Raw genomic sequence first — 12,442 nt, forward strand, 5'->3', positions numbered from 1 at the left:
TTTTTTGCTCATCCCCCTTCTGTTCAAGGAATCCTCCCCTTGAAACATATGGAAGAGGATTTAGCTTCCTCCCACAAACATTTTACTCATACAAAGCCGGAGCGCTTTTTTCTAACAACAAACGGTTTGCCGGCTGACAGGCAAGGCGAAACGGTTGTCTAGCGAAAAACGCGCGAAAGCACGTAAACAAATGCATGTTTCCATTCTTGTTTCGCTCGTTCCATTTGTTCAAGCCCTTCGCTATGCGGTGCTAGCATCGTATACGTACGTTCGAGCGCTTGCGAAATTTTTAATAAATCGTTTGCTTTCAATTGCCATCACCTCGTTTGTCATTGTATGACAAAAAGTAAGCGAATATGCGAAAAACACACTTTCCTACGAAAGTGTGTTTTTCGGTGGTCGCGGTCCCCAGTATTGGTAGTATTGGGTTTCAATAAAGCCGTTAAATAGCTTGCGACGTTTCGTGGCTCGTTTGCCGTAATGGTTTTCAAATTCTTTATGCGCGGTTAAAACATAAATCGACCACGTATCTAATGCCGCGAACGTTTTTCCCATGTCTTCGTACATTTTTTCGACTTCTTTTCGCTCGCCAAGCCGTTCGCCGTATGGTGGATTGCCGACAAGGACGCCATATCGTTTGTTTGTTGTCAAGTCTTTCACTTGCATTTGCTTGAACGTAATCAAATCGCCAAGCCCTGCTTCGAGCGCGTTTTCTTTCGCTACTTCAACCATGCGGTGGTCGATGTCAAAACCGGAAATATCGAGCGGCTGATCGTAATTGGCGACATCTTCCGCTTCTTCGCGGGCAAGTTCCCATTTACGTGAACCGATCCAATCCCATTGCTCGGAAACAAAGTCACGATTAAATCCAGGCGCGATATTTTGTCCAATGAGCGCTGCTTCAATCGGAATCGTACCTGAGCCGCAAAACGGGTCAATGAACGGTCGGTCGGGTGTCCAGTTCGTCAGCAAAATAAGCGCGGCAGCCATTGTTTCTTTTAGCGGGGCTTCGCCTTGCGCGACGCGATACCCACGTTTATGCAGCCCTGCACCGCTTGTGTCAATCGTCAATGTCGCGATATCTTTATGAAGCGCGACTTCGATGCGATATAGTGGGCCTGTTTCTTCAAACCACGACGTACGGTAATGTTGTTTTAAACGTTCCACAATTGCTTTTTTCACAATCGCTTGGCAATCGGATACGCTAAATAATTTCGATTTGACTGATTTGCCGATAACCGGGAATTCGGCGTTTGCTGGTAAATAGTCGGCCCACGGGAGCGCCTTTGTCCGTTCGAACAACTCCTCAAATGTCGTTGCTGGAAATTCGCCAATTTTTAGTTTGACGCGATCGGCGGTGCGCAACCATAAATTGGCGCGGCAAATCGCTAATTCGTCCGCCATAAACGTCACTTTTCCGTTGTCTACCGTACATTCATAACCGAGGCGCCGCACTTCATCGGCGACGATTGATTCCATCCCCATCGCGGCTGTCGCGATGATCGTTAGTTTGCTCATACATTCCTCCTACTCTGCCTTCCATTCGTGCAAAAATGGTAGTAACTCGTCAAACGGAAGCGGCTTAGAAATATAATACCCTTGCACGCAGTCGCAGCCATAGTCTTTTAAAAATTTGTACTGTTTTTCCGTTTCGACTCCTTCCGCTACTACCGTAACGTTTAAACTGCGTCCCATGTCAATAATCGCCTTGACAATCGCTGCTTCCCCCCGATATGAAGATAAATGACGAATAAAGCTTTTGTCAATTTTTAATGTATCGATTGGAAAGCGATGCAAGTAGCTTAACGAGGAAAAACCCGTACCGAAATCGTCAATGGCGATTTTAATTTGCCGCTTCTTTATCTGTACAAGCCGTTCAATCGCAAATGCCGCGTTCGGCATTAACGTGCTTTCCGTTAGCTCTATTTCTAAATAGCGCGGGTCGATGTTTGTACAAGAAATGACGCGCTCGAGATTGTCAATAAGCTCGTGCTGCAAAAAACAGGACGTAGAGAGATTTATATTCATTTTCATTTTCGGATAATAGCGCTGAAGCTCTTTCAACTGGTGGCACGCTGCTTCCATCACCCATTGGCTAATCGCAACAATGAGCCCTGTTTCTTCTGCAAGTGGAATAAATGTCGCCGGGGAAATGAATCCACGTTTCGGATGGTTCCAACGTATCAACGCTTCGACACCGATGATTTGATTGGTGCGAAGATGAAGTAGCGGCTGATAATGCAAGGAAAATTCCCCACGTTCCATCGCTTTATGAAGGTCGTTTTCTAATGCTAAATCGACTGCATCGCTGCCGTGTTCTAATTGGTTATATAGTTCAAAGCGATTTTTCCCTTTTCGTTTCGCGCTGTGCATCGCTCGGTCAGCGCTGCGAATAAGTAACGCGCTATCTTCTCCGTCGCGAGGAAAAAAGCTAACACCAAGGCTTGCGGTGACGTAAATGTCTTGACCGTTGATAAAAAACGGAGCTTGCAACGCATCGACAATCATATTTGCCACTTGTACTGCTTCATCGTCATTGGCAATGGCAGGAATTATTAGTACAAATTCATCTCCACCAAAGCGAGCAATCGTATCTTTTTTTTGCAATATTCCTTTAACACGCATCGCCACTTTTTGCAACAACAAATCTCCCGCATGATGCCCGAGGGTGTCGTTAACAAATTTAAACCGGTCCAAATCGAAAAACATGACCGCCAAATGCTGCCCGTATCGTTGGGCTGTTTTCATTAACTCCTCAAGCCGTTTCGTGAACAAATAGCGGTTCGGCATTCCCGTCACCATGTCATAATGCGCCATTTTCTTCAATTGTTCTAATTGGTTTTTTTGCAGCGTAATATCGGAAAAAATAGCGACATAATTCGCTATACGCCCTTCGCTATCATAAATAGAATGAACGGTAAGCCACTCGACATACAATTCCCCATCTTTTCGTTTATTCCATATTTCTCCTTGCCAATATCCTTTTTCGATAATCTCCTTCCACATCTGCTTGTAAAACGCACGGTCATGAATACCAGACTGCAAAATTCGCGGGTTTTTTCCGATCATTTCTTCTCGGTTGTAACCGGTTACAACTTCAAACGCTTCGTTCACCCAGACAATATCTCCGTTTTCATCGGTAATAATAATGCCTTCCTTTATATTTTCCACGACGTGTTTTATAATGTTTCTAAACGCTGTTTGCTCAAATAGCTTCACGTCCCTGTTGCTCACCGTTTCCCCTCCCCGTTAGCGCCGGATGGCAATCATTCCAACAAATGAACAGTAAATAAGATGCCTATATCATTTTTATACTATTTCTTGTATATCATATTCAAGCCACCTAATGTGACATGTTTTTGACAAAAAAAAGACTCTCATTCCGAGAGTCCGTGCGGCATTAATAATGTTCTGTAAGCCATGTTTTGTCCCTTCGTACTGCAAGCGGCTTGTCGCCTCGTACTCCGGTGGTAATCATCTATCTACAGATGAATAGCCATCTGTCCTTCCCTCCGTTCATTTCCTTCAGGAAGGTGCCCCTACCATCATTTGGGTTTCTCGCTCGTGGGGTTTACCGCGTTCCACCTCTAAAGTTTCCTTTAGAGCTCCGTCACTGTGGCACTTTCAGGGTATTCGAACCATATCCAACGGACGTAGGTTCTTTCCCCGCCGTCAGCCCAGCCGTAGCCAGACTGCCCTAGCTTATGGCTTCGCTAGGCACGAACACTACGGGCATCTCAGCGCCGTGCGAGCATGGACTTTCCTCTACGGTTCCATAAACCGCAGCGATTACCCGAACATTATTAATACCGTTGCATCATGTAGTATAGTCGATTTTGCCGCGCACTGCAATGGGAAATTTTTCGCGTATGTACATTATTCGTACAACTTGTTTCCGAACACATGTTTTTCGAGGTTGGACAGCCGTTGCAAAATATCAAAATTCGTCGTTCCTGCCGGCATCGACTGCCGTTTCTGAAGTTCCTCTACTTGGCGTTTCAATCGCATATTTTCTTGTTGCAGTTCCTCCATTTCTTGATGGAACGCTTCGTAATCTTTAATAATCATGTCTAAAAATTGATCCACTTCGTCTTGGTTATAGCCGCGCATACTTACTTTAAACTCTTTTTCCAAAATGTCTTTCGCCGTTAATTTCACACGACCTGCTAACATCATCGTCCCCCTCCGCTACTCTTTCTTTTTATTTTTTCAGAAAGTCCCTTGATTGTCAATTTCCCATTGCTCCTCTTCGATGATCGCTTGTATATCAGAAAACGTAATCGACATTATCGGATAATTCTCTTTTTTCTTTGCCATCTCTATTATAAACTTCGGCGCGCCTTCTTTTTCTTCGTCGTAAACGACTAATAATCCGTCGCTTTTGGCTAAAAGAAATTCGTTTTTCCAGCGAAACTGGTTAGGGCTTTCATACGGTCGTTTTGTAATGTAGGCAAAAAAGTCTGCTTGAGAAACAATGAATTCATAATATTCACGATTTTTTTCGTTCCACCGTTCTTCCTGCTGCAAAAACGGCGCTAATACCGCTAGCTGTAAGTGCGGATATACGGACTGGATTTCATATACTACTTCCGCCGCCCATAATTCGACTCCTAGCTGTCCGCTAATGATTACCCATTCCAATCCTTCTTCCGCTAATGCAAGCAGTCGTCTCGCAATCGCCTTTTTGATGTAGCTAACCGCCGGATGATCGTTAGAAAAAATGCTTAGTTCGTGCGGCTTGTAGCCGGTTATCGCTAATACTTTCATTTTTTCCTCCTCCACAGGAAAACAGGAACTGAATACTCAGTTCCTGTTCACGATTAATATCCCCACGGCATTGGTGCTGGGCCGCCGCAAAAAAATTGTTGGTTCGCTACTTCGTTTACCACCGATTCCGTATGCGGGAAATAGTGTTGGTGTTGATAAAGGTGATGGTTCACGTGCGTCGTATGGGACGGATGAATGTGCGGCACCACCGTTGCTTGGAAATGATGTTGAACACAGCATTTCGTTGGGTGAACAATTGGCGGCATAACATGTGGTCGAAACATCGTCATTTCTCCTTTCTGTCATATGCTGTTTGACAATATTAGCCTATGATGAAAGGAGCGGACTCGTACTAGTACAAAGACCTATTTTCCGCCGATTTCTACGTCAAATTCGTAAACAACACCATCGTTAAGCCAATAACAACAAAAAACAAATATAAAATTTTTTTATACATGCTTTTCACGGCTCGTCTCCCCGTTCTACGTTCTATTCACAACACATAATTGTACACATTCTCTGTTTTTTCTACAAGATTCGCGCCGAAAAAACAAATTTTCTTTATTTTCTGTCGTTTCTTGCGCTTGCCTAGGAAATTATTGCGTGATTTTCCGCATAAGCCGGTCGAGTCGTTTCTTTATTTCCTCGACTGATTGCCCTGAAAGACGACCGAGTGTTTTTTGCAAGCGATACGCTTCCTCCGCATAATGGTACGCCTTTTTCGGATCGCGAAACCGGTGTTCGTATAGTTTCGCCAATTCAATAGCCGCTTCGATTTTCCAGCGCCCTTGTCCGGTCAAAAACAACTCTTCCCAAATAGCAATCGCTTTTGAATAGTTTTTTTCTTTTTTATAAATTAATGAAAGGTTCCATTTCGCCTGCATTGCTTCGTGCCGGCTGCTTTCCGCCACTTGCTCGTACACTTTTTTCGCTTCCGTTACTTCTCCTAGCGTATCAAACCAGCGAGCCATTTCCAGTTTTTCCGTCGCGTGGTCAATTTCTTCCGCTTGCAAAATTTGTTTTGATAAGTGAATATAAAGAACAATAAGCGATAATACATCCATTTCGTTATGTTTTAGCACTCCGACGAGCGTTTCTGGGTGTTTCGTGGAAAGAAACTCAAAGTACATCATCGGTGCTAAAAAGCCGGGGATGTCTTCTTTTCGCTCGACCCCAAGAATTTCTTTTTCGACATAAGCAAGCCGCACAGAAGAGAGCCGTTGTTTCCATATTCTCCGCGAGGCATGGTATAAATCAAAGTGACCGAACGACGGCAGGTGAGGAAGTGCATCGCGAATAAGTGTATGGCGCGTTTGGACAACCGGCCAATCGAACGCTTTTCCGTTATACGTCACAAGCGTCGTATAATCGACTTCGGACAAGAAGCTTTGATACAATGCGATTTCAGCACCGGGGTGCGGCAAAATGTGCTGCCGTACGATGACGCGATCATCGTATACGCGAGCGTGCCCGAGCAAAAAAATCGTATTTCCTGTCCCACTTCCTAAGCCGGTCGTTTCCGTATCAAAAAAGAAAAGGTCGCTCACCTCATGTCCTTTGCTTGACAACGGGTGAGAAAGAGGGGTCGTTTGCCATAAGCGATGAACGTCGTGCAAGTCACCAAGCCGATAGTTGCCATGATAGTCATCCAATGAATACACCACTTCTCGGACAAGACAATAGTCTCCATCAAAATAAAACGGTTCGGCGTTCCATGCGCGCCATTGTTCTAAATAAGGAATAGCATTTTCCTCTTGTTGCCTTTTCACCGATGGCTGAGTCGATATATGTCCTTTTAGCCTTGCGAGTTTTTGTTTAATCGACATCTTGTTCCATCCTTCTTTCTATTAACGCTCCCATTAACCGAAGGGCATCGCGTTTCGCATGGTTAGACGATACGTCTAGGCCAATGCATGACGGGCACCCCGATTCACACTGGCATCGCTCGAGTAGTTGCTTTGCTTCTGTTATTACTTGTTCCATCACTGAATAAAGTGCCTCGCTTAAGCCGATCCCGCCAGGATAGCGGTCGTAAAAGAAAATCGTCGGCTGTTCGTTGTGCACCGCTTTCACTTGGGCAACGACGTGTAAATCGGACGGGTCACACATGACAAAGAGCGGTGCGACATATTGCAGGGCATGTGCGACTCCTAACAATCCTTGTTCTAACCGCCCCTCACTCCATTCGCCGCCTAACGATTCACCAGTTAGACTAATCCATACCGCATTTGTGTGCAACTCTTCTTCCGGCAAATAAATAGGACCTGAGCCGATATTTTCGTGCGTTTCTAATTTTAGTTTTTTAAAGATGGTCGCTTTCGCCAATACCATCACATCACCAAAGCCGATTTCGGCGAACGCCGTTTTCCGCTTTCGGTCTTCTTCTAATACTTTGAGTTCTACCGCAAGATTCGCGTCCGTAAAATATTCGACATCGACTTGTCGGACGTATGCTTTTTTCTCCTCCCAATCGAGCGTTTCGACTTGATATTGTATTCCTTGATGCAAATAAATCGCTTCTTCATGAAGCAGCGTCATTGCGCTAAAGCGATCCATTTCTCCGATGACGCGATGGGCACCTGTTTCGGAAATATCGATAATAATCACATTTTCTTGTGACGCCGAACGCAAACTAATCGTGTGCGCAGGGAAAGAGTCGCTCATCCAATACCATTTTTCTCCTTTTTGATAAAGCACACGCTCGTCGGCTAAAAATTCTAAAATGTCAACGACTTCGACCCCATCAAACGTTTCCTCGCGGCGAAACGGCAACTCAAATGCAGCACATTTCAAATGATCGGCTAAAATGACGAGATTATTTGGATTGATTCTTGCAGTTTCCGGGCTTTTTTCTAAGACGTACGACGGGTGCTGGATAATATATTGGTCGAGCGGGCTAGAGCTTGCGACAATGACAACGACCGATTCTTCTTGTCTTCGTCCCGCACGGCCTGCTTGTTGCCATGTGCTAGCGATAGTGCCTGGATAGCCAGTAATAATACACGCTTGCAGCTGGCCAATGTCTACTCCTAGTTCAAGCGCGTTTGTGCTGACGACCCCGACAATTTCCCCGTTGCGCAATCCTTTCTCAATCGCCCGCCGCTCGCTCGGCAAATAGCCGCCGCGATAGGCGCGAATCGATTGTTCGCCAAACTCGTATTTGACGAGCTGCTTTAAGTACGAAAGCAAAAGTTCTACGCGAACGCGGCTTTTCGCAAATACAATTGTTTGGATGCTATTTTTTAACAGTTCCGCTGCTAATTCTTTTGCTGCGAGCGTTGCACTTTTACGAATGTTTAACGCTTGATTGACGACCGGCGGGTTGTAAAAAATGACATGTTTTTTCCCTGCTGGTGCCCCGTTTTGGTCAATGAGCGTCATTCTACAGCCAGTGAGCGTTTCGGCTAGCTCTTTCGGATTGGCGATCGTAGCGGACGTGCAAATAAATTGCGGGTTGCTTCCGTAAAACTGACAAATTCGTTTTAGTCGGCGGATGACGTTCGCTACGTGGCTCCCAAATACCCCTCGGTACGTATGCAGTTCATCAATGACAACAAACCGTAAATTTTCGAATAACGCCACCCATTTCGTATGGTGCGGCAAAATGCCGGAATGTAACATGTCCGGATTCGTAATGACGATGTTGCCTGCTTTTCTTATTTTTTGCCGAATCGTTGGGGACGTATCACCGTCATATGTATCGCAATAAATCGTGGATTCTAATTCGTGAATTAGTTCGTTTAACGCGCTTTTTTGGTCTTGCGCTAACGCTTTTGTTGGAAAGATGTAAAGCGCTCGTGCTTCTGGGTGGTGAAGCATCGCTTGCAATATTGGTAAATTATAACATAGCGTTTTTCCCGATGCCGTCGGCGTGACGGTCACGATGTTTTTCCTAACTTCGACTGCTTCATACGCCTCTTTTTGATGCGTGTATAAGGCGGAAATTCCCCGCTGTGTTAACGCTTGCTTTAAGCGCGGATGAAGCGATAATGGAAACGGAACAGTTTCTGCTTCTCGTTCTGGAATTGTATGCCAATAGGCGACGTGTTCGTTTTTCCTCCAATCTTCAAGAATTTGTTGTAGCGTTTTTCGTTTGTTCAACATCATTTTCACCTGCCTATTTTTATTTTAAAAAAGCGTGGTACGGGTTCAACAGTAAATTTTTTGCCCGAAAGACAAAGACGTTCGATTTTGTTCAAAAAATCTGCAAAAAAAATCCATAAATAAGCGGTACAGTGGTATACAAAAAGAATGGAGGTAAGGTGCCATGAATATGACGCACTATATGGAATTGCTGGCGGTCAATCAGCCGTGGAACTTATTGATTTTTATGGCCGTTCCAGTCGTTTTAGCGGAAACGATCGCTGTAACGGAGCTAGCCATTTTATTTACGCGAAATTTTAACGGACCATTGCGAAAATTAAATAAATGGTGTAGCATCCTCGTTGGATTTTATTTTTTAGTCATTTTTGTCTATTTATTTTTCACCGCTGTTATTCCTTTGACTAGCAACGGGGAATGGCGCGGATGGATTGATGTGATAGCTGTTGGATTTTATTTATTAGGTGTAATTCCGTTGCTCGGACTAAGCTTGCTCGATATAGGCATCATTGGCCGCCATCTTTCCGAGGAAGGGAAAATGAAACTACATGCCACTTTCGTTGGTATTTTCCTTATTGTCGCCCATATTGCGATGATTTTCGGCATGCTAAATCCTCATGTTGGTGGCTATATGAATCATATGAAGATGTGAAAACGGCAGCCGTTTTTTGGCTGCCGTCTAACTTTCAAACAAATCAGACGACAAATAACGTTCGCCCGTATCGGGAGCCATGCAGAGGACGCGGGCAGACGGTGGCATTTGCTTAGCGACTTGTACCGCATGATAAGCAGCTGCCCCGGCGGAGGCGCCGACAAAAATTCCTTCTTCCCTCGCTAAACGGCGCGCCATCGTTTGGGCATCTTCATCTTTAATGAGTAAAATCTCGTCGAAAATATCGCGGTTCAAAATTTTCGGGACAAATCCCGGACCTGTGCCAGGAATTTTATGCGATCCAGGATGTCCGCCAGACAACACCGGAGAACCGAATGGCTCTACGACATAAATGCGCAAATGAGGGAGATGCTGTTTCAACACTTCGCCGGTGCCGGTGACCGTTCCTCCTGTTCCAGCCGTTAATACAAACGCATCTAACTTCCCGTCAAACGCTGCCAAAATTTCCTTTGCTGTGCTATGACGGTGCGCATTAGGGTTTGCTTCATTTTCAAACTGCATTGGGATAAAGCTATCCGGAATTTCCGAAGCTAGCCGCTTTGCCTCTTCAATTGCCCCTTGCATCCTTAATGAAGCAGGCGTTAAACGCACTTCCGCCCCGTATGCTTTTAAAATTTTTACCCTTTCTAACGTCGCATTGTCTGGCATGGTAATAATGCAGCGATATCCTTTCGCCGCGCACACCATCGCTAACCCTATTCCGGTGTTACCGGATGTTGGCTCAATAATGGTGCTTTTCCCCGGCGTAATCTTTCCTTCTTCTTCGGCGCGGCGAATCATTTCAAACGCCGCGCGATCTTTGACACTTCCCCCTGGATTAAACGACTCCAATTTGATGTATACTTCTGCCCCATTTTTATCTGGGATTCGGTTTAATTTCACGACTGGTGTATTGCCGATTAAATCTAAAATGCAATCGTATCGTTTCACAACTATCCCCAACCTTTATCCAAGCATTCTCCCTCGATTATAGAAGGTTTTTTATCTTTCATCAATTGTTCAATTCCTCTTCATTTGTTTCACACATCTTTTTTTTATGATTAACTTCGAGGAACAAATGGAAGGAGAGGTTAGGGAATATGAGAAAAATGAGAAATGTTCATCTTTGGATTGGACTAATTACATCGCTCTTTTTATTTATTGAAGCAGGAACAGGGTTGTTACTTACAGAGCGATGGCTGATGGGCAGCTCAAGCGGGCACGGGCAGCATCATGAGCATAGCGGTGGACATGGAGAGCATTTATCGATGATGGACGCTGTCAAAAAAGCAAGTGAGTCAGGTGCCTTTGCTTGGAACGATGTGAGTGTCGTAATGAACCACGGGGTGTATATGGTCAAGCTAAATGACGACGCAGGGACAATAGTCACCATTTCCCCAGACGGAACGGTCATTAGTAAAGAAGCGAACAAGCTTGCATCGATTGTCCGCGGGCTTCATGTCGGGCAAGTCGGCGATGTCAATATCAAATGGATGTTAGATGTTGCCTCGATTAGCATTTTACTACTCATATCGGCAAGTCAATGACCACTTCTGTTCCTTTTCCTTCTTCACTTGCAAATGTAATCGTTCCGTGGTGAAGCTGCACAATTTGCTTCACGATCGCTAATCCTAGCCCCGTACCGCCTTCCGTTCGCGTTCGTGCGGCATCGACTCGGAAAAATCGTTGGCCAAGAAACGGGAGTTTATCTTTTGGAATTCCTTTTCCTGAATCGCGAATGACAAGTTGGCATCGTTCGTTGCCGGCCGGAGTGAGTCGCACACAAATCTCTCCGCCAGTCGGGGTATAGCGAATGGCGTTATCAAGAAGGTTGTGAATGACTTGTTCGATTCGGTCAGCATCGCCTTCGATAATAATGTCGGGATTTACATCTACCGTAATGGTAATCGCTTTTTCTTGTAAAAACGGCTCATATTTTTCGATCGTACCTTCCACCACTTGGGCAAAGACGAGCAACGTTTTTTGCAGCGGAACGCTTTTCTCTTCCAGCCGCGCTAAATCGAGCAAATCGCGGACAAGCCGTTCCATTCGCCCCGCTTCGCGATGGATAAGCTTCACGTATTTTTTTCCTTCTTCTTTCGTTTTGACCATTCCTTGCAAAATCGCTTCGCTATACCCTTTTACATAGCTTAACGGCGTGCGCAATTCATGCGACACGTTCGCTAAAAACTCTCGTTTCCGCATATCTTCTTCGTAAATCGCTTTCGCCATAATATTAAACGCTTTCGCAAGCCGGCCGATTTCATCGTCCGCTTGTATCGGAATTTGCGCTTCGTACTCCCCATGCGACATACGATAGGCGACTTGTTCCATCTCTTTTAACGGCCCCGCGAGACGGTTCGCCATTTTTTTGCCAAACATCACTAAAGCAATGACAAATAAACTCGCAAGCGGAAGCCAAATGACAGCTACTTCTTTTGTCATGTCTTGAATCGTCGCAAGAGGAATATACAAATAAAGTACCCCTTCTAGTCGCTGATGGTCTAATAACGGCACGACGACGCCCATAATTTTACGACCAAATCGCTTTTCGTAGCCGACTTTTGTTACCACTTCCCCTGCTAATAGCTTCTCGCGGTCGGTTTCGTGAATAAGCGAGTCGTAATCTACTTCAAACGGAAGGCAGGCGCTTAGTTCGCGCGGGTTATTCACGAGCAACACTTCTGCCGTTGATTTTTCATTGTACCATTCCACTTGCTTACGATAGTCGTCCGTAATCGGACCGCCGTGATAGTCCGCGGCAATATTTTTTCCTTCTTCTACTAATGTTTGTTCTACTTTATCAACGTACAAGTTTTTGTAGAAATAATTCAATAAAAAGTAAGAAAAAGAGACGGTAATGAGGACCACAAGGCTAATCGTCAGCCAAATTTTTTGCACGAACGTTTTTGGTCGCATCCG

General features: G+C 45.0%; 12 protein-coding genes and 1 other RNA gene. 2 read left to right on the forward strand and 11 right to left on the reverse strand.

From position 1 onward, the window contains the following. Window positions 1-158 precede the first annotated feature (158 nt). The 9 genes from GGR02_RS14870 to GGR02_RS14910 form a co-directional block, all read right to left on the reverse strand. Window positions 159-311: a hypothetical protein gene (locus GGR02_RS14870; protein WP_183185764.1), complete on the reverse strand. Its 153-nt coding sequence runs from the start codon at window positions 309-311 to the stop codon at window positions 159-161. A 64-nt stretch (window positions 312-375) separates the two neighbouring features. Further along, window positions 376-1,518, reverse strand: a complete 1,143-nt coding sequence (locus tag GGR02_RS14875; RefSeq protein WP_183185765.1) for a THUMP domain-containing class I SAM-dependent RNA methyltransferase — start codon at window positions 1,516-1,518, stop codon at window positions 376-378. A 9-nt stretch (window positions 1,519-1,527) separates the two neighbouring features. Next, complete coding sequence (locus GGR02_RS14880; RefSeq protein WP_183185766.1) at window positions 1,528-3,234, reverse strand: putative bifunctional diguanylate cyclase/phosphodiesterase; 1,707 nt, start codon at window positions 3,232-3,234, stop codon at window positions 1,528-1,530. Window positions 3,235-3,409: 175 nt separating this feature from the next. Continuing rightward, an RNA gene (gene rnpB, locus GGR02_RS14885) (RNase P RNA component class B) lies at window positions 3,410-3,801 on the reverse strand. A gap of 75 nt (window positions 3,802-3,876) precedes the next feature. After that, the gene (gene gpsB / locus GGR02_RS14890) at window positions 3,877-4,173 is read right to left on the reverse strand and encodes a cell division regulator GpsB (RefSeq protein WP_183185767.1); all 297 of its coding nucleotides are present in this window, start codon (window positions 4,171-4,173) and stop codon (window positions 3,877-3,879) included. A gap of 36 nt (window positions 4,174-4,209) precedes the next feature. After that, entirely contained in the window at window positions 4,210-4,767 is a 558-nt protein-coding gene (locus GGR02_RS14895; protein ID WP_183185768.1) for a DUF1273 domain-containing protein, read from the reverse strand. A gap of 53 nt (window positions 4,768-4,820) precedes the next feature. Then, window positions 4,821-5,051, reverse strand: a complete 231-nt coding sequence (locus GGR02_RS14900) for a spore coat protein (RefSeq protein ID WP_306415785.1) — start codon at window positions 5,049-5,051, stop codon at window positions 4,821-4,823. Between the two features lie 312 nt (window positions 5,052-5,363). Next, window positions 5,364-6,593, reverse strand: coding sequence for a ribonuclease H-like domain-containing protein (locus GGR02_RS14905; RefSeq protein WP_183185770.1), 1,230 nt, complete (start codon window positions 6,591-6,593; stop codon window positions 5,364-5,366). After that, on the reverse strand, window positions 6,583-8,868 hold the full coding sequence (locus tag GGR02_RS14910) for a DEAD/DEAH box helicase (protein ID WP_183185771.1): 2,286 nt from the start codon (window positions 8,866-8,868) through the stop codon (window positions 6,583-6,585). The genes GGR02_RS14905 and GGR02_RS14910 overlap by 11 nt, the downstream gene beginning before the upstream one ends. 166 nt (window positions 8,869-9,034) lie before the next feature. Between GGR02_RS14910 and GGR02_RS14915 the strand changes: the two genes are divergently transcribed. Continuing rightward, window positions 9,035-9,520, forward strand: coding sequence for a DUF6803 family protein (locus tag GGR02_RS14915; protein WP_183185772.1), 486 nt, complete (start codon window positions 9,035-9,037; stop codon window positions 9,518-9,520). Between the two features lie 27 nt (window positions 9,521-9,547). Here the strand turns inward: GGR02_RS14915 and cysK are convergent, their stop codons facing one another. Beyond that, window positions 9,548-10,471 carry a cysteine synthase A gene (gene cysK / locus GGR02_RS14920; protein ID WP_183185773.1) on the reverse strand — a complete coding sequence of 308 codons (924 nt, stop codon included), beginning with the start codon at window positions 10,469-10,471 and terminating at the stop codon, window positions 9,548-9,550. A gap of 149 nt (window positions 10,472-10,620) precedes the next feature. On the opposite strand from cysK, the gene GGR02_RS14925 reads away from it, so the two are divergent. Next, complete coding sequence (locus tag GGR02_RS14925; protein ID WP_183185774.1) at window positions 10,621-11,067, forward strand: PepSY domain-containing protein; 447 nt, start codon at window positions 10,621-10,623, stop codon at window positions 11,065-11,067. On the opposite strand, the gene GGR02_RS14930 is transcribed toward GGR02_RS14925, so the two are convergent. After that, complete coding sequence (locus GGR02_RS14930; protein ID WP_183185775.1) at window positions 11,048-12,439, reverse strand: sensor histidine kinase; 1,392 nt, start codon at window positions 12,437-12,439, stop codon at window positions 11,048-11,050. The two genes, GGR02_RS14925 and GGR02_RS14930, sit on opposite strands and share 20 nt — an antisense overlap. Window positions 12,440-12,442: the final 3 nt, after the last annotated feature.

It is taken from the genome of Anoxybacteroides voinovskiense (genome assembly GCF_014196205.1).
Lineage (GTDB): Bacteria > Bacillota > Bacilli > Bacillales > Anoxybacillaceae > Anoxybacteroides > Anoxybacteroides voinovskiense.

What these genes read in the sequence shown, in the direction of transcription:
- gpsB (WP_183185767.1), bottom strand. Translation starts at nt 4,173, where the DNA reads ATGTTAGCAGGTCGTGTGAAATTAACGGCGAAAGACATTTTGGAAAAA.
- GGR02_RS14930 (WP_183185775.1), bottom strand. Translation starts at nt 12,439, where the DNA reads ATGCGACCAAAAACGTTCGTGCAAAAAATTTGGCTGACGATTAGCCTT.
- GGR02_RS14915 (WP_183185772.1), top strand. Translation starts at nt 9,035, where the DNA reads ATGAATATGACGCACTATATGGAATTGCTGGCGGTCAATCAGCCGTGG.
- GGR02_RS14895 (WP_183185768.1), bottom strand. Translation starts at nt 4,767, where the DNA reads ATGAAAGTATTAGCGATAACCGGCTACAAGCCGCACGAACTAAGCATT.
- GGR02_RS14875 (WP_183185765.1), bottom strand. Translation starts at nt 1,518, where the DNA reads ATGAGCAAACTAACGATCATCGCGACAGCCGCGATGGGGATGGAATCA.
- GGR02_RS14905 (WP_183185770.1), bottom strand. Translation starts at nt 6,593, where the DNA reads ATGTCGATTAAACAAAAACTCGCAAGGCTAAAAGGACATATATCGACT.
- GGR02_RS14900 (WP_306415785.1), bottom strand. Translation starts at nt 5,051, where the DNA reads ATGTTTCGACCACATGTTATGCCGCCAATTGTTCACCCAACGAAATGC.
- GGR02_RS14925 (WP_183185774.1), top strand. Translation starts at nt 10,621, where the DNA reads ATGAGAAAAATGAGAAATGTTCATCTTTGGATTGGACTAATTACATCG.